The 24,296-nt window shown below is 70.1% G+C and carries 23 protein-coding genes; 11 read left to right on the top strand and 12 right to left on the bottom strand.

The annotated features are described in order from the left end of the window. Position 1: 1 nt before the first annotated feature. From FZO89_RS12930 to mnhG, 3 genes are read left to right on the top strand one after another with little or no spacing between them, the layout of a single operon-like run. A complete protein-coding gene (locus FZO89_RS12930) occupies positions 2 to 490 on the top strand; it encodes a Na+/H+ antiporter subunit E (RefSeq protein WP_149103642.1) in 489 nt (162 codons plus the stop codon). Further along, positions 487 to 768 carry a K+/H+ antiporter subunit F gene (locus FZO89_RS12925; protein WP_149103641.1) on the top strand — a complete coding sequence of 94 codons (282 nt, stop codon included), beginning with the start codon at positions 487 to 489 and terminating at the stop codon, positions 766 to 768. The genes FZO89_RS12930 and FZO89_RS12925 overlap by 4 nt, the downstream gene beginning before the upstream one ends. Further along, on the top strand, positions 765 to 1,175 hold the full coding sequence (gene mnhG / locus FZO89_RS12920) for a monovalent cation/H(+) antiporter subunit G (protein WP_149103640.1): 411 nt from the start codon (positions 765 to 767) through the stop codon (positions 1,173 to 1,175). Before FZO89_RS12925 ends, mnhG begins: the two co-directional genes overlap by 4 nt. Positions 1,176 to 1,293: 118 nt before the next feature. Here the strand turns inward: mnhG and FZO89_RS12915 are convergent, their stop codons facing one another. The 4 genes from FZO89_RS12915 to hppD all read right to left on the bottom strand — a co-directional run bounded on the left by FZO89_RS12915 (position 1,294) and on the right by hppD (position 5,704). After that, positions 1,294 to 2,241 (bottom strand): sodium:calcium antiporter, encoded by a 948-nt coding sequence (locus FZO89_RS12915; protein ID WP_149103639.1) that lies wholly within the window; start codon positions 2,239 to 2,241, stop codon positions 1,294 to 1,296. 108 nt (positions 2,242 to 2,349) lie between these two features. Next, entirely contained in the window at positions 2,350 to 3,009 is a 660-nt protein-coding gene (locus tag FZO89_RS12910) for a hypothetical protein (RefSeq protein WP_149103638.1), read from the bottom strand. Between the two features lie 195 nt (positions 3,010 to 3,204). Then, entirely contained in the window at positions 3,205 to 4,500 is a 1,296-nt protein-coding gene (gene hmgA / locus FZO89_RS12905; protein WP_149103637.1) for a homogentisate 1,2-dioxygenase, read from the bottom strand. A gap of 91 nt (positions 4,501 to 4,591) precedes the next feature. Then, positions 4,592 to 5,704 (bottom strand): 4-hydroxyphenylpyruvate dioxygenase, encoded by a 1,113-nt coding sequence (gene hppD, locus FZO89_RS12900; protein ID WP_187471148.1) that lies wholly within the window; start codon positions 5,702 to 5,704, stop codon positions 4,592 to 4,594. 91 nt (positions 5,705 to 5,795) lie between these two features. Here hppD and FZO89_RS12895 point away from each other — a divergent pair, with 91 nt between their 5' ends. Next, positions 5,796 to 6,275: a MarR family winged helix-turn-helix transcriptional regulator gene (locus tag FZO89_RS12895; protein WP_149103636.1), complete on the top strand. Its 480-nt coding sequence runs from the start codon at positions 5,796 to 5,798 to the stop codon at positions 6,273 to 6,275. 128 nt (positions 6,276 to 6,403) lie between these two features. Here FZO89_RS12895 and FZO89_RS12890 read toward each other — a convergent pair whose 3' ends face one another. From FZO89_RS12890 to FZO89_RS12870, 5 genes are all read right to left on the bottom strand, one after another. Then, positions 6,404 to 7,747 carry an MFS transporter gene (locus tag FZO89_RS12890; RefSeq protein ID WP_149103635.1) on the bottom strand — a complete coding sequence of 448 codons (1,344 nt, stop codon included), beginning with the start codon at positions 7,745 to 7,747 and terminating at the stop codon, positions 6,404 to 6,406. A 453-nt stretch (positions 7,748 to 8,200) separates the two neighbouring features. Continuing rightward, a complete protein-coding gene (locus FZO89_RS12885) occupies positions 8,201 to 9,694 on the bottom strand; it encodes a peptide MFS transporter (RefSeq protein ID WP_149104169.1) in 1,494 nt (497 codons plus the stop codon). Positions 9,695 to 9,896: 202 nt separating this feature from the next. Beyond that, positions 9,897 to 11,501 (bottom strand): AbgT family transporter, encoded by a 1,605-nt coding sequence (locus tag FZO89_RS12880; RefSeq protein WP_149103634.1) that lies wholly within the window; start codon positions 11,499 to 11,501, stop codon positions 9,897 to 9,899. Continuing rightward, positions 11,498 to 11,947, bottom strand: coding sequence for an NUDIX domain-containing protein (locus FZO89_RS12875; protein WP_149103633.1), 450 nt, complete (start codon positions 11,945 to 11,947; stop codon positions 11,498 to 11,500). Before FZO89_RS12875 ends, FZO89_RS12880 begins: the two co-directional genes overlap by 4 nt. A gap of 9 nt (positions 11,948 to 11,956) precedes the next feature. Then, positions 11,957 to 12,817 (bottom strand): tryptophan 2,3-dioxygenase, encoded by an 861-nt coding sequence (locus FZO89_RS12870; protein ID WP_149104168.1) that lies wholly within the window; start codon positions 12,815 to 12,817, stop codon positions 11,957 to 11,959. A gap of 123 nt (positions 12,818 to 12,940) precedes the next feature. On the opposite strand from FZO89_RS12870, the gene FZO89_RS12865 reads away from it, so the two are divergent. The 7 genes from FZO89_RS12865 (at position 12,941) to FZO89_RS12835 (ending at position 21,539) form a co-directional block, all read left to right on the top strand. Continuing rightward, on the top strand, positions 12,941 to 16,513 hold the full coding sequence (locus FZO89_RS12865) for a lamin tail domain-containing protein (RefSeq protein ID WP_149103632.1): 3,573 nt from the start codon (positions 12,941 to 12,943) through the stop codon (positions 16,511 to 16,513). Positions 16,514 to 16,731: 218 nt separating this feature from the next. Beyond that, on the top strand, positions 16,732 to 17,805 hold the full coding sequence (gene pdhA / locus FZO89_RS12860) for a pyruvate dehydrogenase (acetyl-transferring) E1 component subunit alpha (RefSeq protein ID WP_149103631.1): 1,074 nt from the start codon (positions 16,732 to 16,734) through the stop codon (positions 17,803 to 17,805). Then, positions 17,802 to 18,833: an alpha-ketoacid dehydrogenase subunit beta gene (locus FZO89_RS12855; protein ID WP_149103630.1), complete on the top strand. Its 1,032-nt coding sequence runs from the start codon at positions 17,802 to 17,804 to the stop codon at positions 18,831 to 18,833. The genes pdhA and FZO89_RS12855 overlap by 4 nt, the downstream gene beginning before the upstream one ends. A gap of 2 nt (positions 18,834 to 18,835) precedes the next feature. Further along, positions 18,836 to 19,174, top strand: coding sequence for an SH3 domain-containing protein (locus tag FZO89_RS12850; protein WP_149103629.1), 339 nt, complete (start codon positions 18,836 to 18,838; stop codon positions 19,172 to 19,174). Positions 19,175 to 19,199: 25 nt separating this feature from the next. Next, positions 19,200 to 20,639, top strand: coding sequence for a dihydrolipoamide acetyltransferase family protein (locus FZO89_RS12845; protein ID WP_149103628.1), 1,440 nt, complete (start codon positions 19,200 to 19,202; stop codon positions 20,637 to 20,639). A 99-nt stretch (positions 20,640 to 20,738) separates the two neighbouring features. After that, complete coding sequence (locus FZO89_RS12840; RefSeq protein WP_149103627.1) at positions 20,739 to 21,125, top strand: VOC family protein; 387 nt, start codon at positions 20,739 to 20,741, stop codon at positions 21,123 to 21,125. Between the two features lie 30 nt (positions 21,126 to 21,155). Further along, positions 21,156 to 21,539: a VOC family protein gene (locus tag FZO89_RS12835; RefSeq protein ID WP_149103626.1), complete on the top strand. Its 384-nt coding sequence runs from the start codon at positions 21,156 to 21,158 to the stop codon at positions 21,537 to 21,539. 33 nt (positions 21,540 to 21,572) lie between these two features. Here the strand turns inward: FZO89_RS12835 and FZO89_RS12830 are convergent, their stop codons facing one another. From FZO89_RS12830 to FZO89_RS12820, 3 genes are read right to left on the bottom strand one after another with little or no spacing between them, the layout of a single operon-like run. Beyond that, positions 21,573 to 22,520: an MBL fold metallo-hydrolase gene (locus tag FZO89_RS12830; protein WP_149103625.1), complete on the bottom strand. Its 948-nt coding sequence runs from the start codon at positions 22,518 to 22,520 to the stop codon at positions 21,573 to 21,575. Positions 22,521 to 22,550: 30 nt separating this feature from the next. Beyond that, positions 22,551 to 22,865, bottom strand: a complete 315-nt coding sequence (locus FZO89_RS12825) for a hypothetical protein (protein WP_149103624.1) — start codon at positions 22,863 to 22,865, stop codon at positions 22,551 to 22,553. Continuing rightward, a complete protein-coding gene (locus FZO89_RS12820; protein WP_149103623.1) occupies positions 22,862 to 24,193 on the bottom strand; it encodes a tryptophan--tRNA ligase in 1,332 nt (443 codons plus the stop codon). The genes FZO89_RS12825 and FZO89_RS12820 overlap by 4 nt, the downstream gene beginning before the upstream one ends. Positions 24,194 to 24,296 lie beyond the last annotated feature (103 nt).

The raw sequence follows: 24,296 nt of genomic DNA, 5'->3' as shown, positions 1-24,296 counted from the left end.
CATGAGACGACGCCTGTTCCCCTCGATCCCGCAGAGCCTGACCGTCTTCGCCTTCTGGCTGCTGATGGCCGAGGACTACGCGCCCGGCACCCTGCTGATGGCCGCCCTGCTGGCGTGGCTGATGCCTCACCTCGCGGCGCGGCTCGAGCGCGAGTTCGCGCGCCTGGGCAACGTCTGGATCCTGATCCCGCTGGTGTTCCGCCTGATGGGCGACATCGTGATCGCCAACATCACCGTCGCGCGCCAGGTGCTCGGGCCCGAGGCCAGGCTGCGCTCGCGCTTCGTCTGGGTGCCTCTGGACCTGACCAACATCCACGGCATCTCGGCCCTGGCGAGCATCATCACCCTCACGCCGGGCACGCTGAGCTCGGAACTGTCGGAGGATCGCCGCCACCTGCTGGTGCATTGCCTCGACGTCGACGATCCGCAGGCGATGATCGACGACATCAAGCGCCGCTACGAGGCGCCGATGCTCAAGGTGTTCCCATGATCGGCATCGACATCGACCTGGCCATCGGCCTGGGCCTGATCGTAGTCGGCATCGCCATGCTGCTGTCGTTGTGGCGGCTGGTGCGAGGCCCGACCGCACCCGACCGGATCCTCGCGCTCGATACGCTGTACGTGAGCACGATCGCGCTGCTGGTGCTGTTCGGCATGTACCTGGACACCGAAATCTACTTCGAGGTCGCCCTGATCATCGCCATGCTCGGCTTCTTCGGCACCGTGGTGCTGAGCAAGTACGTGGTGCGCCGGGACATCGTCGAATGATCACCTGGCTGGTCGACCTGCTGACAGTGATCCTGCTTGCGGTGGGCTGCTTCTTCGTGTTCCTGGGCAGCTTCGCCCTGGTCAAGCTGACCCGCTTCTTCCACCGCATCCACGGCCCGACCAAGGCCAGCACCCTGGGCGTGGGCTGCATCCTGCTCGCCTCGATCGCCTACCACTCGGTGCACGGCGCCGGCCTGCATCCGCGCGAGCTGCTGATCGCGGTGTTCCTGTTCCTGACCGCACCGGTGGCCGCGCACCTGATGTCGCGCGCGGCACTGTCGCTGATGGACGCGCGACCGGAGGATCCTTCGGCGCCGGTGGAACCCGAGGGCCACATCCGCGACGATGCCGACGAGCGCGCCGAGCAACGGGCGCGGGAACGCGGGGGAGGACGCGGCGAAGGCTGACGCCGGGCGAGGCATCCCCACGCGAGGCGTGCGGCGCAGCCGATCGTCAGCCAGTCGCCGGGCAAGGGCGCCTGCACGCCGTTTCCAGCCGCGCGCGGCGCAAGCGCCCGCCGGCAACTCACATCATCATCAGCACTTCGATCGCGACGAAGCCCAGGAATGCCAGCAGCAGCACCGCGCCCTCGGCCCGGCTGATGCGCATCTCGCCACGCAGCATCGGCAGCAGCAGCGCGGCGAACACCAGCGCGGCCGGCAGTTCCAGGCGCACGAACGAGGCCGGCACCGGGACGTCGCGCAGCACCGCCATGCCGCCCACCACCAGCAGCAGGTTGACCAGGCTCGAGCCGATGACGTGGCCGGCGACGATGTCGCCCTGCCCGCGCCGCGTGGCGGCGATCGCTGCCGACATCTCCGGCAGCGCGGTGCCGATCGCGACCAGCAGCAATCCGCTCAGCAGCGATTCCATGCCCAGCGCCTGGCCGAGTGCCGTGCCGCCCTGCACCGTCCACTTGGCGCCGAAGAACAGCAGCGCGGCGGCGATCGCCAGGCGCACGAGGTTGAGCAGCGGATCGGTGCGCGTCTCGGCGAAGCCCGCGAACTCGCTGCGCAGCTCCGGCTGTCGCCGCCCGAAAGCCCAGGCGAAGCCGAGCACGACCACGAACGATGCCAGCAGTACGAATCCGTCGAGGCGGGTGAGGCGGCCGTCCTGAGCCAGCAGGATGGTCGCCAGCGTCGCCACCACCAGGCACACGATCAAAGACGGCAGCGCCTTCCAGCGGATCAGCAGCGGCGCGCACAACGCCGCCGCGCCGAGGGTGAGGCCGAAGTTGGCGATGTTGCTGCCGACCGCGTTGCCGAGCGCGAGCGCGGGGTCGCCGATCCAGACCGCACGCAGGTTGACCGCGAGTTCGGGCAGCGAGGTCGCGAACGCAACCAGCACCAGGCCGGTGGTGAACGGCGAGATGCCGAACCTGCGGGCGAGCCCGGCCGCGGACTTGACCAGCGAGTCGCCGCCGAGCGCCAGCAGCACGATGCCTGCGGCGAAGTAGAACAGTGCAGCGGTCATCGCGACATCCCTTCCACCGGTCGGTCCGCGATTCTATGGGTCGGCTCCGGCGAGCGCCAATGACCAGGGCACCCGGATGGCCGATCGGCGCCCGGACGGGCGCCGGCGTCAGGAACAGCCCTCGACGTAATCCACCTGCGGCGGCACCCCGATGCGCCATGTGTCGACCAGGCCGTCCGCATCGAGTTCCAGCACCAGCGCGGCCTCGCCGCCATCGGCGTCGGTCACCCGCAGCACCCTGCCCTCGGGATCGTACTTGTGCGGCTGCTCCTCGACGCGGCCTTGGTACAGGGCGCGGACTTCGTCGCCGGTCATCCCGACCTTCGCGCCACCGGGCGCGGTCACCGACGCGTCGCGCACGTCGATCCGCACGAAGCGGTCGCCCTCGATCATGAAGGCAGTGCGGTAACCCTCGCTGCCGAGCGGCTGCGGGATCAGGTAATGGCAACCGCCGGCTTCGGCGGGCTGTTCGTCGCCGAGGTCGCCGCCCCAGGCCTGGCGCACCGCCTCGGGACTCGCGCCGAACGCCGCGGGACCGAAGCCGGCGAAGGTGATGGTGCCCTCGGCAGGCGCACCGACGCGCAGGGAGCCCAGCGCCTCGGCACTCGCGGTTGCGGGGGGCACGTCCTGCTCCGGCTGGTCGACAGCCTGCGCGGCCGGCACATCGGCATCGACGGCAGGCACCGCCGGATCGGGCTCTTCGCGTTGCGCGGAGCAGGCGCACAGGGCGGCGAGGAGGGTGGCGATGAGCAGGGTCTGCAGGCGCATGCTTCGGCTCCGGAAGGTGGCTGGCGAGGGCAGCCTGCCACGCGCCGCGTGAGCATCGTGACGACGCAGGCGTGCACCGCGGTCCCGGCAGGGCCGCCGACGACGATGCCGGTCGGCATCGCCCGACATCGGCGCCGCACGCGAAGCCCGCGGCGACCCCGCCCGATCCGGTCCCCATGCCGGCCCGGTAGACGCTCAGCGCGGCGGCGCGAAGTGCTTGCGCAGGCCCGCCCAGCAGGCCTGGTAGTCGCGCTGGCGGTGCGCGGCGTCGACCGCCTGCCGGCTCGGCCTGAGCACGCCACGGGTCTCGAACATGAAGGCCATCGTGTCTGCGATCACGTCGGGCTGCGACAGGTCGGCACCGGAGGCCTTGTCGAACGTCGCCGCATCCGGTCCGTGCCCGCTCATGCAGTTGTGCAGCGAACAGCCGCCGGGTGCGAATCCCTCGGCCTTGGCGTCGTAGGCGCCGTGCACCAGGCCCATGAACTCGCTGGCGACGTTGCGGTGGAACCACGGCGGGCGGAACGTGTCCTGCTGCACCAGCCAGCGCGGCGGGAAGATCGCGAAGTCGAGGTTGCCCACGCCCGGGGTGTCGGTGGGCGACGTCAGCACCAGGAAGATGCTCGGGTCGGGGTGGTCGAAGCTGATCGAACCGATGGTGTTGAAGCGCCGCAGGTCGTACTTGTAGGGCGCGTAGTTGCCGTGCCAGGCGACCACGTCCAGCGGCGAATGATCGATCGGCGCGTGCCACAGATGGCCGCCGAACTTCGCGATCAGCTCGAAGCCGCCCTCGAGGTCCTCCCAGGCGGCGACCGGCGTCAGGAAGTCGCGCGGATTCGCCAGCCCGTTGGACCCGATCGGCCCGAGGTCGGGCAGGCGCAGCAGCGCGCCGAAGTTCTCGCAGACGTAGCCGCGCGAGGCCCCGTCGGGCAGTTCCACGCGGAAGCGCACGCCACGCGGCACCACCACGATCTCCTGGGGCTCGACATCGAGCAGGCCCAGTTCGGTGGCCACGCGCAGGCGTCCCAACTGCGGCACGATCAGCAGCTCGCCGTCGGCGCTGTAGAAGTAGCGCCCGCGCATCGAGGTGTTGGCCGCGTACAGGTGGATGCCGACGCCGGCATGCGCGTCGCTGCCGCCGTTGCCGGCGACGGTGTACAGGCCCTCGACGAAATCGGTCGGCGCCTCGGGCAGCGGCAGCGGGTTCCAGCGCATCTGGTCGGGCGAGACCGGCGCCTCGCCGAAGCGGTCGTGCAGGCGCGGCTGCGCGAACGGCTCGAAGCGGCCGTGCATCGCCGCCGGGCGGATCCGGTACAGCCAGCTGCGGCGGTTCGCGCCGCGCGGCGCGGTGAACGCGGTGCCGGTCAACTGCTCCGCGTAGAGCCCGTGCGCCACCTTCTGCGGCGAATTGCGCCCGACCGGCAGGGCGCCGGGGATCGCCTCGGTCGCGAACTCGTTGCCGAAGCCGGACATGTAGCCGTTGCTCGTCATGACGCCTCCGTCGGGCGGGCCGGGGCCCGCGTCTTCACCCACCGCGCATCCGGCCGCCCGGACGCGTACCGCCTGCCTCGCGGCACCCGCCCTACAGCACCCCGCGCTTCATCTGGTCGCGCTCGATGCTCTCGAACAGCGCCTGGAAATTGCCTTCGCCGAAGCCCTCGTTGCCCTTGCGCTGGATGATCTCGAAGAAGATCGGCCCCAGCGCATTGGTGGTGAAGATCTGCAACAGCTTGCGCTGCCTGGTCTCGACGTCGGCGTCGATCAGGATCTTGTTCCTGGCCAGGCGCTCGAGGTCCTCGCCGTGGTTGGGAATGCGCTGGTCGATCACCTCGAAGTACGTGTCCGGGGTATCGAGGAACTCCACGCCCTGAGCGCGCATCTTCTCCACGGTGTCGTAGATGTCGTCGGTGAAGCAGGCGATGTGCTGGATGCCCTCGCCGTGGTAGGTGTCGAGGTACTCGTTGATCTGCGACTTCGGATCGCTCGACTCGTTGAGCGGGATGCGCACCATGCCGTCCGGCGCGGTCATCGCCTTGGACAGCAGGCCGGTCTTGGCACCCTTGATGTCGAAGTAGCGGATCTCGCGGAAGTTGAACAGCCGCTCGTAGTAGTCCGACCACTTCGCCATGTTCCCCTGGTAGAGGTTGTGGGTGAGGTGGTCGATGAAGGTCAGGCCGAAGCCCTTCGGCATCAGCTCGGCGCCGGGCAGGATCTCGTAGTCGGGATCGTGGATCGTGCCCTTGTCGTCGTAGCGGTCGACCAGGTACAGCATGCAACCGCCGATGCCCTTGATCACCGGGGCGGCCACCGCCTTGGTCAGTTCATCCTTCGCGTCGAAGGATTCGGCGCCGTTCTTCAGCGCCTGCACGCGTACCCATTCGGCCAGCTTGCTGAAACGGATCGCGAAGCCGCAGGCGCTGGAGCCGTGCTCGGCGGCGAAGCGCGCCGCGAAGGAGTCGGGATCCTCGTTGATCAGGAAGGTGCAGTCGCCCTGGCGGTAGGTGCTGATCGGACGCGTGCGGTGGCGCGCGACCTGCACGAAGCCCAGGCGCTTGAAGTAGTCGTGGAGATGGCCGGCCTCGCCCGGGGGCGCGGCGTATTCGACGAATTCGAAGCCGTCGATACCCATCGGATTCTCGAACGTGGCCACCTGCATGCCGGGCTGGCCGTTCGCGGCCTGTGACTGCGCTGTCATGTGATACTCCTCGCGGGGAAGGCGACGCGGCCTGCGTCGAGTTGCCTATTCTATAGTTTCACGAGAAACCAACAGCAAGGTGCAGCGCATCATGTCCGACCCAGCTGTCTCACAGGAACATGCGATCCTCGACCTCGAACGCTTCGTGCCCTACCGGCTGAGCGTCCTGTCCAACCGCGTCAGCAACGCCATTTCCAGCGAATACCACCGCCGCTTCGGCCTGGCGATCACCGAATGGCGGGTAATGGCGGTGCTGGGCCGCTACCCGGGCCTGTCGGCGCGCGAGGTGACCGAGCGTACCGCGATGGACAAGGTGGCGGTCAGCCGCGCGGTGGCGCGCCTGCTGGAACGCGAACTGCTCAAGCGCGACATCCACGGCGACGATCGCCGCCGCTCGGTGCTCACCCTGTCCGAAGCCGGCTATTCGGTCTACGACGAAGTCGCGCCGATGACCCTGGCCTGCGAACGGCGCCTGCTCGAGCCGCTGTCGGAAGAGGAACGCGCACTGCTGTCGCGACTGATCGACAAGCTCGCCGGCGAAGGCATGGACGGGATGCTGCGGCACATCTGAGCGGGCCGTGCCCGCACGCAGCGCGCATGCCGGCGTTGCGCGCTTCGGCAAACGCCGGATCCACGCGCCGGCATCGCCGTCGTCGCCCCGCTCCTGTCGACGGCGAACCACCCCGCCGGGCGGGGACATCACTCCGGCTTGCGGCCGGAGCTGTACTCGAGCCCGTGCGCGCCCGGCCCGGACTCGGCCCGCCACAGCAGCCACGAGAACGCCAGCCCCAGCCCCGCCAGTGCGGTATAGAACCACATGCCCGGCGCGTAGCCCGCCGGATTCCCGGGCCCGGCCGCGAACGCGGTGTTGAACCGCCCCACCGCCAGCGGCACCAGCGCCACGCCGATCTGCTGGCACAGGGTCATCATCGAATAGGCCGCGCCCAGCCGGTTCTCGCGCACGATGTAGGCCACCGAGGGCCACATCACCGCCGGGATCAGCGAGAACACGCCACCGAGCATCAGCATCACCAGCAGCAGCGTCAGCGGCACCTGCGCACTGCCCGCGAACGGGATCCAGATGCCGATGTCCGGCCCCGGCGGCGCGTAGGTCACCAGCACGAACAGCGGCAGCATCGCCAGCGAACCCACGGCCATGAACAGCGATCGCCGCCCCACCCGGTCCACCCACAGGCCGAACAGCGGCGTCACCACGATCGCCGCCACCGGCAACAGGCTGCTCAGCATGCCGGCGGTCTCGCGGTCCAGCCCGTGCGCCTGCTGGAAGTAGTCGATCGCGAATGCACGGAACGGAAACACGGTGGCGTAGAACACCACGCACAGCCCGACGATGTACCAGTACGAGGCGCTGAAGGCGTACATGCCCTTGAGTTCCAGCCTGTCGGTCGCATCGGCCTGGCCGAGGTTCACGCGCCCCTCGAGCCTCGACTCGGTCGTCCAGTACAGCATCGCCGCGGTGACGCCGACCGCGGCCACGCCGGTGGCGAGCCACAGCGGGTCCTGCCAGTTGGCGTACAGCGGGCTGGCGAACGAGGTCGACCAGTCGGCCGAGGCCGAACCCAGCCGCGCGATCGAGAGGTTGATGCCGAACGCGAACGACAGTTCCTTGCCCTTGAACCACTTCGCCAGCACGGCCGTGGCCGCGACGATCAGCGGCTCGGCACCGAGCCCGAGCAGGAAACGCCCCGCCAGCATGGTCTCGAAGCGCGCGGTCGACGCCATCAGCGCCGCGGCCGCGAGGCAGATCACGGCGAACAGCGTGATCGCGCGCTTGGTGCCCCAGCGGTCGATCACATAGCCGCCGACCAGCAGCACCAGCACCGCGGCGACGCTGTAGGCGCTGAAGATCATGCTGATCTGGTCGTAGCTGAAGCCTTCCTGCTCGCGCAGCAGGTCGACCACCGGCCCGAAGGCGTCGTAGACGTAGTAGTTGCCGAACATGGCGACGCTGACCAGGATCAGCGCCAGCCAGCGCTGCGCGGGCGACGGGCGCGGCAATGCGTGCGCGGTGGTATCGGTCATGGGACTGGGCTCGATCGGGAGTTGTGTGCGCGGATCAGGGCGGGTTCCCTCGCCTGCGGCTCGGGACGACGCAACGGCGGCTGCGCACGCCTTGCGCGACAGGAAACGCCACGCCGTGCGGATCGGCGGAGGGACAGCTGCGCGTGCGTCTGATGGAGATCCCTCGCCGCCTGCGGCTCGGGATGACGCAATGGCAGCTGCGCACGCCTTGCGCGACAGGAATCGCCACGCCGTGCGGATCGGCGGAGGGACAGCTGCGCGTGCGTCTGATGGAGATCCCTCGCCTGCGGCTCGGGATGACGCAACGGCAGCTGCGCACGCCTTGCGCGACAGGAAACGCCACGCCGTGCGGATCGGCGGAGGGACAGCTGCGCGTGCGTCTGGTGGAGATCCCTCGCCTGCGGCTCGGGATGACGCAATGGCAGCTGCGCACTGCGTGCGCAGGCCATTGCGTCACTTCACTCCGTGCATCAGCTTCTGGATCAGCGGCGCGATCAGGAACAGCAGCACGCCGGCGCCGAGCAGCGCCCAGAAGCCGAACGTGTAGCCGGCATGCGCGGACTCCACCGTCATCCCGCCTTCGCCGCTGACGCTGCTGGCGAAGATGCCCGAGAGGTTGTTGCCGATGGCGATCGACAGGAACCAGCCGCCCATGGCCAGGCCGGTCAGCTTCGCCGGCGCCAGCTTTGTGGTCATCGACAGCCCGATCGGGGACAGGCACAGCTCGCCGATCGACTGGATCACGTAGACCATGAACAGCGTCCAGAACGGGATCTTCAGGGTCTGCGGATCGACCATCCCCGACAGCGCCAGCATCAGCAGCAGGAACGCCAGGCCGTTGAAGATCAGGCCCAGGCCGAACTTGCGCGGGATCGAGGGATTGGCCCGCCCCATCGCCACCCACAACCAGGCCAGCAGCGGCGCCAGGGTGATGATCGCGACCGAGTTGACGGACTGGAACCAGCCCACCGGGAAGATCCAGCCGCCGAGGTCGCGCTCGACGATGTTCTGGGCGAGGAAGTTGAACGAGCTGCCGGCCTGCTCGAAGAACATCCAGAACAGCACGTTGAAGCCGAAGATGATCAGCATCGCGATCACCATGTCGCGCTGCACCCTGCCCTCGCGGATGCCTTCGACCAGCAGCATCGCCGCGGGCGCCACGAACAGCGCGATCAGGATCCAGTTCAGCAGGCCGGCGTCGATCGTCAGCAGGAAGTAGTAGACAGGGATCGCCACGATCGCGCCAACCGTCACCATCCACACGCGCCCCATGCCCATCGCATCGGCCGCCGGCGCACCGATGCCCTTGAGCTGGCTGCGCCCGAACCAGAACCACACCAGGCTCAGCACCATGCCGATGCCGGAGGCCATGAACACCGTCTTGTAGGCGGGCATGCCGTCGCTGCCGAACACCTTCTCGGCCAGCACGCCGGTCAGGATCGGCGCGATGAAGGCGCCCATGTTGATGCCCATGTAGAAGATGGTGAAGCCCGAATCGCGCCGCTCGTCGGCGGTGGCGTAGAGCTTGCCGACCATGGTCGAGATGATCGGCTTGAACAGGCCGTTGCCGACGATCACCGTCGCCAGCCCCAGCTTGAGCCACTGCTCGCTCGGCAGCATGATCAGGAACAGGCCGGCCGCCATGAACACCGCGCCCAGCAGGATCGAGCGCTGGTACCCGATCAGCTTGTCGGCGACATAGCCGCCGAAGATCGCGGCCGCATACACCAGCGCGAGGTAGGCGCCGTACAGCTCGCTCGCCGGCGCCTCGCCGGAGGCGTCGCCGTTGTGGAACTGGGCCACGATGTACAGCACCAGCGCCCAGCGCATGCCGTAGAACGCGAAGCGCTCCCAGAACTCGGTCATGAACAGCATCCACAGCGGACGCGGATGGCCCAGGACCTGGGCGAACTCGGGGATGGCGGCGCCGTCCACCGGGCGCTCCATCCCGGGACCTGCGGGTTCGACGCGGTTGCTGGAACTCATTCGATACAACTCCCCTGCTGCGGTCGTGGGACGTCAGGCCGGGGTGGAGTCCGGCAGGAACGTCGGCGCGCGGCCACGCGGGGCCGCCGGTTTCAGCGGCAACTTAGCCGCGGACGGGCAATAAGGAAAGTGGGGGACGGCGCACCCGCCCGCCCCCCGGCCCTCAACCGGCCGGGTAGGCGTGGTGCGCGCCGGTGCCCAGCGGGATGTCGAGGGCCCAGAACCCCAGCAGGAACGCGGTCCAGCACACCAGCAGCGTGACCGAGAACGGCAGCATCAGCGCCAGCAGGGTGCCGACGCCGCTGTCCTTCACGTACTTGCGGCAGAACACCACGATCAGCGGGAAGTACGGCAGCAGCGGGGTGATGATGTTGGTGCTCGAATCGCCCACGCGGTAGGCAGCCTGGGTGAGGTCGGGCGAAATGCCCAGCTGCATCATCATCGGCACCATGATCGCGCCGATCAGCGCCCACTTCGCCGAGGCCGAGCCGATCAGCAGGTTGACGAAGCCCGACAGCAGCACCAGTCCGATCAGCGTGATGCTGGTGTGCAGGCCCATCGCCTGCAGCGCGTTGGCGCCCTTGATCGCCAGCAGCGCGCCCAGGTTGCTCTGGCCGAAGGCGTAGATGAACTGCGCGCAGAAGAACGCCATGACGATGTAGTAGCCCATCCCGCTCATCGCCTTGCTCATGCCGGCGATGACGTCGCGATGGGTCTTCACGCTGCCCGAAACGTAGCCGTAGACCACGCCGGGCACCAGGAAGAAGATGAAGATCAGCGCCACGATCGAGCGCATCAGCGGCGCCACCGGCGCCAGCAGAGGATGCGTGGCCGCGGGTACCTGGTCGGCGGGCGCCGCCCACGGCGTGCCCGGGATCAGCAGCGTGAGCATGAACAGCGCGAGCGTCGCCACCATCGCCACCATGGCAAGGGTCAGGCCGCGGCGCTCCTGCGGCTTCAGCGGATCGAGCACCGGCATGTCCGCCGGATCGCCGTCGACCGCGGTACCTCGCAGGCGCGGCTCGATCACGCGATCGGTCAGGAACCAGCCGACCGCGATCACCAGGAACGACGAGGCGGTGGTGAAGACGTAGTTGTTGAGCGGGTTGATCTGCACGGTCGGATCGACCAGATGCGCCGAGGCCTGGGTGAGCCCCGCCAGCAACGGGTCCAGGCTCGACGGCACGAACATCGTGGCGCTGAAGCCGCCCGACACCCCCGCGAACGCCGCCGCGATGCCCGCCAGCGGATGGCGGCCGGCGGCGTAGAAGATCACCGCGCCGAGCGGGATCACCAGCACGTAGCCGGCGTCGACCGCGACATGGCTCAGGATCCCCACCGCGACCAGCATCGGCGTGAGCAGCATCTTCGGCGTGACCGAGAGGATCGCGCGCAGGCCGGCGCTGATGAAGCCGGTATGTTCGGCGACGCCGAGGCCGAGCATCGCCACCAGCACCACGCCCAGCGGCGGGAAGTTGACGAAGGTCGGCACCATCTGCGCCATGAACGCCGCCAGGCTCGCGCCCGAGAGCAGGTTGACCACCTGCAGCGGGCTGCCGCCGGGGTTCTCGGCGTCGATCGAGCGCGGATCGATCTCGCTGAACGCCACGTTCGACAGCAGCGCCGACACCACCCACACCGCCAGCATCAGCAGCAGGAACAGGACCGCGGGATCGGGCAGGCGGTTGCCGACGCGTTCGATCGCATCGAGCATCCGGGTGATCGCCGTGACCTTGGGCTGCACGGCATCCTGGCTGGCTGGGTTCATCTGGGGGTCCCCGTGTGGATATGCGGATTCGGGTCGATGCTAGCAGCGTGGCGCGGACGCAAGGCCTGTTCGAGCAGCGTGGCGAACCCGGGATGCGCGCCCAGCAGCCTCGTCCGCGCCTCCTCGAGGGTGCACCAGCGCACGGCGTCGTGCCCGCCCGCCGGCTGCGCCAGCGGCTGTCCGGCCCAGTCGTGCAGCGCGAACACGCGCAGCCGCCAGGCCTCCGGCGCGTCACCGGTCAGTTCTCCGAGCGGATGCAGCGCGCCTGCGCGGACGCCCAGCTCCTCGCGCAGTTCGCGCCGCAGCGCGTCCTCGGGCGATTCGCCCGCTTCGATGTGCCCGCCGAAGATGTCCCAGGCCCCGGCGAGCCACGCCGCATCCGCCGAGCGCAGGCCCAGCAGCACGCGCCCGTCCCGCACCAGCATCGCACCGACGCAGTCGTGCATCACCCGCCGCTACCGCCCCGGCCCGATCTGGGTGCGCACGTCGAACAGCTCCGGGAAGAAGGTCAGTTCCAGCGCCTGTTTCAGGAAGCCCACGCCCGAGGAACCGCCGGTGCCGCGCCGGAAGCCGATGATCCGCATCACCGTGCGCATGTGGCGGAAGCGCCACAGCTGGAACTGGGTCTCCAGGTCCACCAGGTCCTCGCACAGCGCGTACTCGCGCCAGTAGCGGCCGGTGTCTTCGTAGATCGCCTCGAACACCGGCAGCAGGGCCTCGTCGCGCACGTGCGGGCGGGTCCAGTCGCGCTGCAGGTGCTGGGCGGGAATCGCGTGGCCCCAGCGCGCGAGGTACATCAGGAACTCGTCGTACAGGGCCGGCGCTTCCAGCGCCTCGCGCAGCGTCGCCTGCCCGGCCGGGTCGTGCGCGAACACCTTGAGCATCGCCGCGTTCTTGTTGCCGATCAGGAACTCGACGGTGCGGTACTGCAGCGACTGGAAGCCCGACGAGGGCCCCAGCACGTCGCGGAACTCCATGTATTCGGAAGGCGTGAGCGTCTCCAGCACCGACCACTGCTCGGTCAGCTGGCGCAGCACCTGCTTGCACCGCGCCAGCACCTTCTGGCACTGCCAGACCTGGTCGCGGCGCAGGAAACCGATCGCCGCGCCCAGCTCATGGATGATCAGCTTGAGCCAAAGCTCGGAGACCTGGTGCTGGACGATGAACAGCATCTCGTCGTGGTGCGGCGGATCGGACAGCGGCCGCTGCGCGGACAGCAACTGCTCCAGCCCGAGGTACCCGCCGTAGGTGATCCTGCCGTCGAGGTCGGTGTGGATGCCCTCCTCGAGCGGACGTTCGTTCTTGTCGATGGCCATCGCGCGAGGGTAACGCATGGCCGCCGTGCCGCGTCATGCAACCGACACCCGGACGGTGCACAATCGGCCCTGGCAGGGGGGCCGGCCACCGATCCGGCAGCGGATCGAACCTAGGAGTCTTTCGTGGGCATTCGGCTCGTCCGCCGGCTGTTGCCGGCCCTCGTTCTCTGCGGCGCGCTGTTCGCCGCCCATGCGCAGGCGCAGGTCGTCGTCAGCCAGGTCTACGGCGGCGGCGGCAACAGCGGCGCGCCGTATACCAACGATTTCGTCGAACTGTTCAACCGCGGCAGCCAGCCGGCCTCGCTGTCGGGCCTGTCGCTGCAGTACGCGAGCGCGACCGGCACCGGCAATTTCGGCGCCGGCAGCAGCCAGCTGCTGGTGCTGCCCGCGGCGACGCTCGAACCGGGCCAGTACTTCCTGGTCGGGCTGGCCGGCGGCGCCAACGGCGTCCCGCTGCCGCCGACCGACGCCAGCGGCACCATCAACATGTCCGGCAGCGCTGGCAAGGTGGCGCTGGTCGAATCGACCACCAGCCTGGGCTGCAACGGCGGCAGCACGCCGTGCACCCCCGCGCAGCTCGCGCTGATCGTCGACCTGGTGGGCTTCGGCGGCGCCAACTTCTTCGAGGGCAGCGGCGCCGCACCGGCGCTCAACAACGCCAGCGCCGCGTTCCGCGCCGACAACGGCTGCGGCGACAGCGACGACAACGCTGCCGATTTCACCAGCGCCGCGCCCGCGCCGCGCAACACGTCCTCGCTGCCCGCGCCGTGCGGGGGCGGCGGCATCGTCTACGCCAGCATCGGCGACACCGGCGCCGCCGAGGGCGACACCGGCACCACGCCGTTCTTCTTCACCATCAGCCTCAACCAGCCGGCGGGCGCGGGCGGCGTGAGCGTCGACTACGCCACCGCCGACGGCACCGCCACCACCGCCGACAACGACTACCTCGCCGCGAGCGGAACCGCGACGATCGCGGAAGGCTCGTCCTCGGTCACGATCGGCGTCGACGTGGTCGGCGACAGCGTCACGGAAGCCGACGAGACCTTCTTCGTCGACCTGTCGAACATCGCCGGTGCCGAGCTCGCCGATGCGCAGGCGGTCGGCACGATCCTCAACGACGACGTGGAAACCGTCTCGATCTCCGCGATCCAGGGTGCCGGACAGCTGTCGTCCTACGACGGGATGGCGGTCGCCACCACCGGCATCGTCACCGCGCGCAAGAACAACGGCTTCTTCCTGCAGACGCCCGACGGCGAGGACGACGGCAATCCGGCCACGTCCGAAGGCATTTTCGTGTTCACCAGCAGCACGCCGCCCGACGCCGCGGCCGTGGGCAACCGGGTGCTGGTGCAGGGCACGGTGGACGAATACGTCCCCGCCGCCGATCCATACCAGCTGCCGCTGACCGAACTGGTGAATGCCAGCGTGACCGCGCTGTCGGGCGGGCACGCACTGCCGGCGCCCGTTGCGCTCACCGTCGACCTGCCGAACGCGGACGACGGGCTCGAACAGCTCGAGCCCTACGAGGCCATGCGCGTCGTGGTGCCGAGCGCGACCGTGGTCGCGCCCACAGGCGGCAACGTCAACGAGTCCCAGGCCACGGCCACCAGCAACGGCCGCTTCGCCGTGGTGGTGACCGGCAATGCGCGACCGTTCCGCGAGCCGGGCATCCCGGTGCCGGACCCGGACCCGCTGGGCAGCAGCGCCACCGACATCCCGCGCTGGGACTTCAACCCCGAGCTGATCGCGGTCAACAGCACCACCATCGGCGCGCCGGCCGCGAACGTCGCCGCCGGCTGCCTGATCACCGACGGCAGCCTGGTCGGTCCGCTCGACTACACCTTCCGCCGCTACACCATCCATCCCGAGGGCGCGCTGACGGTCGACTGCAGTGCGACCGGCCTGCCCGTGCCCTCGCGCCTGCCGACGGCCGACGACGCCACCTTCGCGACCTGGAACCTCGAGCGCTTCTTCGACGACGACAACGATCCTGCGATCGGCGAGCCGGTGCTGACCGCCGCGGCCTTCGAGCGGCGCCTGGCGAAGGCCTCGCTCGCGATCCGCGGCTACCTGCACGCGCCCGACGTGGTCGGCGTGGTCGAGGTCGAGAACCAGGCCGTGCTGCAGGCGCTGGCCGCGCGCATCAACGCCGATGCGCTCGCGGCCGGCGGGCCGGATCCGGGCTACACCGCCCACCTGCTCGAGGGCAACGACGTCGGCGGGATCGACGTCGGCTTCCTGGTCAAGGCCGGGGAAGTCAGCGCCGGAACGCCGCGTGTGGACGTGCTGGGCGTGGTCCAGCACGGCGCAGCAGAGGTGCTACAGAACCCTGACGGCAGCACCAGCCTGCTCAACGACCGCCCACCGCTGTCGCTCGACGCCGTCGTCCATTTCGCCGACGGCCGCAGCTGGCCGTTCACCGCGATCGTGGTGCACCAGCGTTCGCTCAACGGTGTCGACAGCGACGAGAACGGCAGCAGCGGCTGGCTGACGCTCGGGCAGCGCGTGCGCGCCAAGCGCCAGGCGCAGGCGGAGTTCCTCGCCAGCCTGGTCGACGGCATGCAGGCCGACGATCCGGCACGCAACGTGATCGTCATGGGCGACTTCAACGCCTTCGAGTTCAACGACGGCCTGGTCGACGCCATGGGCACGGTCACCGGCCTGCCCTCGCCCGACGCGCAGACCGCGGTCGACGGCGACGGCGTGGACCTGGTCGAGCCGGACCTGTCCAACCTCACCCTGCTGGCCGACCCGGAGCAGCGCTACTCGTTCGTGTTCGACTACCAGGCGCAGTCGCTCGACCATGTCCTGGTCAACGAGGCGCTGGTCGATTCGCCGCTGGTCGCCGGGCTGGAGATCAGCCACGCGCGGATCAGCGCCGACTTCCCGGAAACCGCGCGCAACGAGGACGATACGCCCTCGCGGCTGTCCGACCACGATCCCAGCGTGCTGCTGGTGCGGCTGGCGGCGCTGCGCTTCGCCGACCTGTCGGTGGAAGCCGAGGCGCTGGCGGCCACGGTCGCCCCCGGGGAGGCGCTGCAGTTCTCGGCGGTGGTCGCCAACGACGGTCCCGACGATGCCGAACATCCGGGCGCGGGCTTCGTGCTCGACGCGGCGCTGGCGGACCTCGCGGTCGCGGCGCCCGCGGGCTGGGACTGCGAGGCCCCGGTGGTGGACGGCGGCTCGACCACGGTCGCGTGCAATGCGCAGGCACTGGCCGCGGATGAGGAGGCGGTGTTCGCGCTCTCGGCCACCGCACCCGGGGCGCTGGAAGGCACGCAGGTCACGCTTGCCGCCGCCGTCACCGCGCAGACCGAGGACACGGACCTCGACAACAACAGTTCCGGCGCCGCCATACTGGTCGAGGATCCGTACGCCGGCATCCCGGTGCTGGAGGACGGTGTGTCGGTCCGCGGCCAGGCCGGCACGGCCGGCGAGGAACTGGTCTACCGCATCGACGTGCCGGAGGGCGCCGGACAGCTGCGCCTGCTCAGCTTCGGCGGCAGCGGCGACGTCACCCTGTACGTCGCGCACGACCGCATCCCGACCGCCAACGACTTCGACGGACGCTCGCAGCGGCCGGGCAACAACGAGACCATCGCGCTCACGGCACCGGCGCCGGGGACCTGGTTCGTCAAGCTGGTCGGGGTGCGCGCGTTCCGCAACGTCTCGGTGCGCGCGACCCTCGGCAACTGACTGAGCCGCCCCCTTGCCCGCTGCGGGCAAGGGGGCGGGCGCCGGCCGGCCCGTGCCCGGCGGGCCTCCACGCGCGGGCGCACTCGGCGGCACCGCCCCACGGACGAGACATACGAACGCAAGCACACGCGCGCGGCCCGCGCATGCCGCAATGCGCAACGGATCCTTACGCAAGAAACCTTATCATCCGGGGTTCGACAACGACCGGATGGAAGTGCATGCGCGTTGCCGCGAGTTTCGAGATCGAGTACCTGCAATACCTCGACCACGACGGGCGGATGGTCGCCGACCTGCCGGCGTCGATGCCGCCGAAGGACGAGATCCTGGCGCTGTTCAAGCAGATGCTGTTCCTGCGCGCCTTCGACGGCAAGGCGGTTGCGTTGCAGCGCACCGGCAAGCTCGGCACCTACGCGCCCTGCCTGGGCCACGAAGCCACCCAGATCGGCATCGGCGCGATGATGCGGCCCGAGGACGTGCTGGCTCCGAGCTACCGCGAGTACGGCGCGCAGATCATGCGCGGCGTGCGCCTGCGCGAGATCCTGCTGTACTGGGGCGGCGACGAACGCGGCAACGACTACCGGGACGCGCGCCACGACTTCCCCTGGGCGGTGCCGATCGCCACCCAGTGCCTGCATGCCGCAGGCGCGGCGCTGGCGTTCAAGCTGCGCGGCGAGAAGCGCGTCGCCGTCACCTGCTGCGGCGACGGCGGCAGCTCCAAGACCGACACCTACGCCGCGATCAACGCGGCCGGCGCGTACACCCTGCCGTTCGTCCAGTGCATCATCAACAACGGCTGGGCGATCTCGGTGCCGCGCAGCGCGCAGACCGGCGCGCAGACGCTGGCGCAGAAGGGCCTGGCCGGCGGCCTGCACTGCCTGCAGGTGGACGGCAACGACCTGTTCGCGGTGCTCGAGGGCATGCGCCGGGCCATGGAGCGCGCGCGCGGCGGCGAAGGCGGCACGGTGATCGAGTTCATGACCTATCGCCTGCACGACCACACCACCGCCGACGACGCGCGCCGCTACCGCGACGAGGCCGAGGTCAAGGATGCCTGGACGCGCGACCCGGTCACGCGGCTGCGCACCTGGCTCGCCACGCAGGGCCTGTGGGACGAGGCGCAGGAAAAGGACTGGCTGGCCGAATGCACGCGCCTGGTCGACGTCGAGATCGACGCCTACCTCGACACGAAAACCCAGCCGGCCGAGGCGATGTTCGACTACCTCTACGCCGATCCGCCGCCGGACATCCTCGAGCAGCGCGCGCAACTGCTGGCGCTGGAGGGCCGCGCATGAAAGCCGCGGTCAGCCAGGAAACGAAGGACGGCGTCCAGGCCGGGCAGGCGAAGGCGATCACCCTGATCGAGGCCATCACCCAGGCGCTGGCCTGGGAGATGCGCAACGACGACTCGGTGGTGGTGCTGGGCGAGGACGTCGGCGTCAACGGCGGCGTGTTCCGCGCCACCGCCGGCCTGCAGCAGCGCTTCGGCGCCGACCGCGTGCTCGACACGCCGCTGGACGAAACCACCATCGCCGGACTCACCGTCGGCATGGCGGCGATGGGCATGAAACCCGTGGCCGAGGCCCAGTTCGACGGCTTCGTCTACCCGATGCTCGACCACATCATCTGCCACGCGGTGCGTTTCCGCTATCGCACGCGCGGCCGCCTGACCTGCCCGATGGTGCTGCGCGTGCCCTGGGGCGGTGGCATCCGCGCGCCCGAGCACCACAGCGAGGCCAACGAGGCGATGTTCACCAACGTGCCCGGCCTGCGGGTGGTGCTGCCGTCCTCGCCCGCGCGCGCCTACGGCCTGCTGCTGGCCGCGATCCGCGAGCCGGACCCGGTGATCTACTTCGAGCCCAAGCGCATCTACCGGCAGTACAAGGAAGTCGTGCCCGACGACGGCGAGGCGCTGCCACTGGACGTGTGCTACGTGCTGCGCGACGGCAGCGACGTCACCCTGGTCACCTGGGGCGCGCAGGTCAAGGAAACGCTCGAGGCGGCGGAACAGCTGGCCGCCGACGGCATCAGCGCCGAGGTGATCGACGTCGCCACGCTCAAGCCGCTGGATTTCGCCACCATCGCTGAATCGGTGGCCAAGACCGGCCGCTGCGTGATCGTGCACGAGGCGCCGCGTACCGCGGGCTTCGGCGCCGAGATCGCGGCGCGCCTGGCCGAGCATTCGATGTACGACCTGGTCGCGCCGGTCGAACGCGTCACCGGTTACGACACGCACATGCCGCTGTTCCGGCTGGAGATGAAGTACATGCCGGGCACCGACCGGATCGTCGCCGCGGCCAGGCGCACCCTGGCGGCAAGTTGAACATGGCGCGCGCCCGCGCCACGTCCGTCCATCGCGCGCCGGACCGGCCGGCATTGCGGATCGGGATCGGCGACCGCGTGGTGCTCGGCGAGCGGGACGACGAATGGCCGCAGTTCGTCTGGGCGACCGCCACCGGCATCGGCGGCTGGATCCCGGCCACGCTGTTCGACGCCGAGCACGGTCCCGCGACCGCGCTGGCCGCTTACGACACCACCGAGCTCGATGTCGATCCGGGCGAGCCGCTCGTCCTGCATCACGAACTGGCCGACTGGTGGTGGGTGGAAAACACGCGCGGCGCCCGGGGCTGGGTCCCGGCGCGCAAGATCGAACGCATCGACTGACACACGACAGGAACACCGAACCGACATGGCCGACAAGAAGACCTTCCTGCTTCCGGACCTCGGCGAAGGCCTGCCCGACGCCACCATCGTCGAGTGGTACGTCAAGGAGGGCGACAGCATCCGCCTGGACGACAACCTCGTCTCGATGGAGACCGCCAAGGCGGTGGTCGACGTGCCCTCGCCGGTCTCGGGCAAGGTGCTCAGGCTCGCGGGCGATGCCGGCGACGTGATCGTCACCGGCGCGATGCTGGCCGAGTTCGAGATCGATCCATCGCAGCCGCAGCGCGCGGAGGGCCAGGACACCGGCCACCACCACGGCGCGCCGGCAGCGTCCGGCAAGGGCGTCGGCAGCCAGGATCCGGCGCCGGACGACCGCGTGGTCGCGTCCACCGAGGGCGGCGCGATCGAGCAGAGCGGCAAGTCGCCGCCGGAGGACAAGTCGGAGCCTGGCGACGGCGAACGCGCCGACAGCGGCACCGTGGTCGGCGCGATGCAGGCGTCCGACGACGTGCATGCCGAAGCGGCGGTGTCGGTCGGCGGCATCCGGGCGATGCCCGCGGTGCGCGCACTCGCGCGCAAGCTCAAGGTCGACCTCGGGCGCGTGCGCGGCAGCGGCGCCGACGGCGTGGTGACCATGGCCGACGTGAAGCAGGCGGCCGCCGGCGGAACCGCTCCATCCCCCGCCCCGTCGGGCGGAGCGGGGTCCGGGCGCGCGGGGCACTCCGGCGAGAATGCCGGACGCGGCGGCGTGCGCACCGCCGGCGAACGCACCGCACTCTCCGCGGGTGGCAAGCCCATGCGCACGCAGCCGCCGACGGTCAGCGCCAGCGGGCAACCCGAACAGCTCAAGGGTGTGCGCCGCAACATGGCGCGGGTGATGGCAGACGCCCACAGCAAGGTCGTGCCGACCAGCCTGGTCGACGATGCCGACATCCACGCCTGGCAACCCGGCAACGACCTGACCGTGCGCCTGATCCGCGCGATCTGCGCCGCCGCGCGCGCGGTACCGGCGCTCAACGCCTGGTTCGACGGCGACAAACTCGTGCGCACCCTGCACCCGCATGTCGACATCGGCATCGCCGTCGACACCGCCGACGGCCTGTTCGTGCCGGCGCTGCGCAACGCCGACCTGCTCGACGCGCGCGGCGTGCGCGAGGGCATCGACCGCCTGCGCGCCCGGGTGGAGGACCGCAGCATCCCGGCCGCCGAGCTGTCGGGCTACACCATCTCGCTGTCGAACTTCGGCATGTTCGCCGGTCGCTACGCGACGCCGGTGGTGGTACCGCCGTGCGTGGCGATCGTCGCAGCCGGACGCGGTCGCCACCAGATCGTGCCGGTGGTGGGCGGTTTCGAGTCGCACCGGGTGATCCCGCTGTCGCTGACCTTCGACCATCGCGCCTGCACCGGCGGCGAGGCCGCGCGCTTCCTCAAGGCGATGCTCGACGACCTCGCGGCGCCGGACTGACGCCATGGTCGGGATCGCGTTGCGTTGCCCCTTCGCTCCCGAGAGCACCCCGCTGCAATGCGCCGTGCCCGCCATCCCCTCGCCCATGGAAGCCTCACCATGCCCCACCACAGCAGACTCGCCGGCTTCATGATCGATTGCGGCGAAGGCACGCTGGCCGACGCGGCCGGCTTCTGGAGCCGCGCACTCGACCTGCCGGTCACCGACCCGGACGAGGGCGGACGCGGCCGCTACGCGGTCCTGGGCGGCGCGCCGGGCGGGCTGCACGTGGAAGTGCAGAAGGTCGAGCACGCCTCGCGCGTGCACCTGGACATCGAGGCCGACGACATCCACGCCGAAGCATCCCGGCTCGAGGCGCTCGGCGCGCGCCGGATCGAACTCGTCCGCGACCGCTGGTGGCTGATGGAAGCGCCCACCGGGCACCGCTTCTGCGTGGTGCCGATGCGCGATCCGGAGCGGCGCGCAGCGCCCAGCGCCTGGGAATGACCCGGAAGCCACGACCAACGGAGGACCGCCATGCCCCACCACAGCCGCCTGAGCACTTTCGTCCTCGACTGCGAGGCCGACGACCTCGCACCCCACGTCGAGTTCTGGAGCCGGGCCCTCGGCAAGCGCGTCGACTCCCCCGACGAGGACGACGACGGCAAGTACGCGCGCCTGCACACGGAGGCCGACGAGCCGATCCTGCTGCTGCAGAAGGTCTCGCACGCCTCGCGCATCCACCTCGACATCGAGGCCGACGACGTCGAGGCCGAGGCCGAGCGCCTGGTGGCACTCGGCGCGAAGAAGATCGAGAAGGTGCACACGTGGTGGGTCATGGAGGCCCCCAGCGGCCACCGCTTCTGCGTGGTGCGCCAGCAGCGCAAGCCGTTCGGCCCGCATCTCAATCGCTGGGAATAACGGCGATCCCGCCGGCGGGCGGTGGCGCGCCCTTCAACCGGCCGCGCGCGCCTTCGCTTCCCGGTCCAGCCAGACGCCCAGACCCTGCGCGTTGATCTCGATGTCGCCGCCGAGCACGGCGGCGACGCTGCGAACGGGATCGGCGACGCCGTGCGCTGCGGCGCGCTCGACGTAGAGCGCGGTCACGCCGTGGACGATCCGCGCGTGGCGGTCGGGGCTGGCGTCGGCATCGCGCGCGATCGCCGCCATCGCATCCACCAGCGTGATCAGGTCGTCGGCCAGCCGCACGCATTCGGTGACGATCCCGTAGTGGGCGATGCGGATCGCATCCGGCGCGCGCGCGACCAGCCGGCGGATCGAGGCCTGCATCTGCCCGGGATCGAACTGCACCGGCGAGGTCGTCGGTACCGCGAACGCGCCGTTGCCGTTGTCGAACTCGCGGTACGACAGCCCGAACGCATCGCCGGCGATCCAGCTGCGCGTCGCCGCGTCCCACACGCTGTAGTGGTGCAGGGCGTGCCCGGGCGTGTCGGCGCAGGCGAGCGGGCGACCGGCGAGGTCGACCACGTGGCCGTCGTCGGCGACCACCACGCGCGCCTCGTCCACCGGCAGCATGCCGGCATGGTCGCGCGCGAACATCGCTTCGCCGTAGACCCGCTTCGCGCCGGCGATGAGTTTCTCCGGGTCGACCATGTGCTGGGCGCCGCGCGGATGCACCACCAGCCGCGCGTTCGGCAGCGCGCGCATCAGCGGGCCGGCAGCGCCGGCGTGGTCGAGGTGGACGTGGGTGACCAGCAGCCAGTCGACCGCGTCGCGGGCCACGCCGGCGGCGTCGATCGCCGCGAGCACGCGCTGCGCGCAGGTCGCGGTGCCGCAATCCACCAGCGCCGCGCGGCCACCGCTGCCGTGCACCAGATAGGCCGCGCACAATCCGGGGCGGATGTAGCCGGTGTCGATGAGGGTGATGCGCTCTAAATTCATCGCGCCTTCTCCGGTTGTATCACCATGCCTTCAGCCGCGCCGGCGCCGGAACAGCAGGTGGCGCGCCACGAACGCGATCCCCAGCGCCGCGAGGAACACGCCGTAGCCCAGCGCGGTCGCCAGCACCTGCGGCCACAGCTTGCCGTACTGGGTGTCGGCATTGGCCACCGACCAGTACACGCTCCACAGGAAGGCGGCCACCGCCAGCGCCAGCGTCGCCAGGTCGTACAGCGCGCGTTTCATGCCGCGCGGCTGGCGCGGGAACAGCCAGTACAGCGTGGCCAGGATCGCGAACCAGGGCAGGAACAGGATCAGGGTAAGGTTGAGCTCGACCAGCGGGTTCATGCCTGCGCCCGCGCCGCCTTTTCCGCATCGGCGGCGGCCAGCGCATCGAGCGCGGCCTGCACCTCCGCATCGGTCACGCCCTCGCCCGCCGAGGCCGGTGCCTGCGCCAGCGGCACGCTCCCGCGCCGCAACGCTGCGATCGCCTGCCCCGCGTCGCGCGGCGCGTCGAAGCCGCGACTCTGCAACAGCACGCGCTCGCCCTCGACCAGCTTGAAGTAGAACCGGCCGTCGGCCTCGCGGTACTGCTTGAAAGCCGCCAGCGACGGCTTCTCCGCGACGGCGTCGGCCTCCATCGCGGCGAGCCGCACCGTCGACAGGTCGCGCAGGCCCACCGCTTCGCGCAGCTGCGCCAGCAGCGGCGTCGCATGACGCTCGCGCAGGCGGCGCGCACCGTCGCGCAGCGTGTCCTCGATGTCGCCCGGGCGCGCGACCAGGTCCAGATAGCGCTCGCGCAGCGGCGCGATTTCGGCCTCGACCAGGTCATAGAGCCGCTGCTTCGCATCGCCCCAGCCGATGCCGTCGGCAAAGGCCTGCGCGAACGCGGCGGTCTGCTCGCGGCTGGCGAAGGCCTGGTAGAGCTGGAACAGCGCCGAGCCTTCGGTGTCCTTGGCTTCGCCCGGCGCCCGCGAATCGGTGACGATCGAGAACACCAGCTTCTTCAGTTCCGCCGGCGGCGCGAACAGCGCGATGGTGTTGCCGTAGCTCTTGCTCATCTTGCGGCCGTCCAGGCCCGGCAGGGTGGCGACCTGCTCGTCCACCACCGCCTCGGGCAGCACGAACCACTCGCGACCGTAGACATGGTTGAAGCGCTGGCCGAAGTCGCGCGCCATCTCGATGTGCTGCACCTGGTCGCGACCCACCGGCACCCGGTCGGCGTTGAAGACCAGGATGTCGGCGGCCATCAGCACCGGATACATGAACAGTCCGGCGGTCACGCCGCTGTCGTCGTCCTCGCCGTCGGCGCGGTTGCGGTCGACCGCCGCCTTGTAGGCGTGCGCGCGGTTGAGGATGCCCTTGCCGGCGACGCAGGTCAGGTACCAGGTCAGTTCGGTGATCTCGGGGATGTCGCTCTGGCGGTAGAACCAGACCTTGCCCGGATCCAGTCCGCAGGCCAGCCAGGCCGCGGCGATCTCGAGCGTGGAGCGTTGGGTGCGCGCGGGGTCCTGGGCCTTGATCAGGCTGTGCAGGTCGGCCAGGAAGTAGAAGCTCTCCGTGTCCGCGGCGCGGCTGGTGGCGATGGCGGGCCGGATCGCCCCGACGTAATTGCCCAGGTGCGGGGTGCCGGAGGTGGTGATGCCGGTAAGGACGCGGACGGGACGCTGGGGCATTGCAGGGCGCCGGGACACGGAAGCGGAACGCCAGTTTAACCGTTGCGCCAGCCGCCTCCGGTGGCGGCAACCCCGCCCGGCGCGCGCGTGCGTTCAATCGCAC

It is taken from the genome of Luteimonas viscosa (assembly GCF_008244685.1).
GTDB lineage: Bacteria > Pseudomonadota > Gammaproteobacteria > Xanthomonadales > Xanthomonadaceae > Luteimonas > Luteimonas viscosa.
The sequence above is the reverse complement of the archived record's forward strand: the minus strand, read 5'-3'. Positions and strand labels throughout refer to the sequence as shown.

What these genes read in the sequence shown, in the direction of transcription:
- hmgA (WP_149103637.1), bottom strand. Translation starts at nt 4,500, where the DNA reads ATGACGAGCAACGGCTACATGTCCGGCTTCGGCAACGAGTTCGCGACC.
- mnhG (WP_149103640.1), top strand. Translation starts at nt 765, where the DNA reads ATGATCACCTGGCTGGTCGACCTGCTGACAGTGATCCTGCTTGCGGTG.
- FZO89_RS12845 (WP_149103628.1), top strand. Translation starts at nt 19,200, where the DNA reads ATGGCCGACAAGAAGACCTTCCTGCTTCCGGACCTCGGCGAAGGCCTG.
- FZO89_RS12830 (WP_149103625.1), bottom strand. Translation starts at nt 22,520, where the DNA reads ATGAATTTAGAGCGCATCACCCTCATCGACACCGGCTACATCCGCCCC.
- FZO89_RS12870 (WP_149104168.1), bottom strand. Translation starts at nt 12,817, where the DNA reads ATGGCCATCGACAAGAACGAACGTCCGCTCGAGGAGGGCATCCACACC.
- FZO89_RS12820 (WP_149103623.1), bottom strand. Translation starts at nt 24,193, where the DNA reads ATGCCCCAGCGTCCCGTCCGCGTCCTTACCGGCATCACCACCTCCGGC.
- FZO89_RS12825 (WP_149103624.1), bottom strand. Translation starts at nt 22,865, where the DNA reads ATGAACCCGCTGGTCGAGCTCAACCTTACCCTGATCCTGTTCCTGCCC.
- FZO89_RS12835 (WP_149103626.1), top strand. Translation starts at nt 21,156, where the DNA reads ATGCCCCACCACAGCCGCCTGAGCACTTTCGTCCTCGACTGCGAGGCC.
- FZO89_RS12890 (WP_149103635.1), bottom strand. Translation starts at nt 7,747, where the DNA reads ATGACCGATACCACCGCGCACGCATTGCCGCGCCCGTCGCCCGCGCAG.
- FZO89_RS12895 (WP_149103636.1), top strand. Translation starts at nt 5,796, where the DNA reads ATGTCCGACCCAGCTGTCTCACAGGAACATGCGATCCTCGACCTCGAA.
- FZO89_RS12885 (WP_149104169.1), bottom strand. Translation starts at nt 9,694, where the DNA reads ATGGAGCGCCCGGTGGACGGCGCCGCCATCCCCGAGTTCGCCCAGGTC.
- FZO89_RS12910 (WP_149103638.1), bottom strand. Translation starts at nt 3,009, where the DNA reads ATGCGCCTGCAGACCCTGCTCATCGCCACCCTCCTCGCCGCCCTGTGC.
- hppD (WP_187471148.1), bottom strand. Translation starts at nt 5,704, where the DNA reads ATGACAGCGCAGTCACAGGCCGCGAACGGCCAGCCCGGCATGCAGGTG.
- FZO89_RS12930 (WP_149103642.1), top strand. Translation starts at nt 2, where the DNA reads ATGAGACGACGCCTGTTCCCCTCGATCCCGCAGAGCCTGACCGTCTTC.
- FZO89_RS12915 (WP_149103639.1), bottom strand. Translation starts at nt 2,241, where the DNA reads ATGACCGCTGCACTGTTCTACTTCGCCGCAGGCATCGTGCTGCTGGCG.
- FZO89_RS12855 (WP_149103630.1), top strand. Translation starts at nt 17,802, where the DNA reads ATGAAAGCCGCGGTCAGCCAGGAAACGAAGGACGGCGTCCAGGCCGGG.
- FZO89_RS12840 (WP_149103627.1), top strand. Translation starts at nt 20,739, where the DNA reads ATGCCCCACCACAGCAGACTCGCCGGCTTCATGATCGATTGCGGCGAA.
- FZO89_RS12875 (WP_149103633.1), bottom strand. Translation starts at nt 11,947, where the DNA reads ATGCACGACTGCGTCGGTGCGATGCTGGTGCGGGACGGGCGCGTGCTG.
- FZO89_RS12880 (WP_149103634.1), bottom strand. Translation starts at nt 11,501, where the DNA reads ATGAACCCAGCCAGCCAGGATGCCGTGCAGCCCAAGGTCACGGCGATC.
- pdhA (WP_149103631.1), top strand. Translation starts at nt 16,732, where the DNA reads ATGCGCGTTGCCGCGAGTTTCGAGATCGAGTACCTGCAATACCTCGAC.
- FZO89_RS12925 (WP_149103641.1), top strand. Translation starts at nt 487, where the DNA reads ATGATCGGCATCGACATCGACCTGGCCATCGGCCTGGGCCTGATCGTA.
- FZO89_RS12850 (WP_149103629.1), top strand. Translation starts at nt 18,836, where the DNA reads ATGGCGCGCGCCCGCGCCACGTCCGTCCATCGCGCGCCGGACCGGCCG.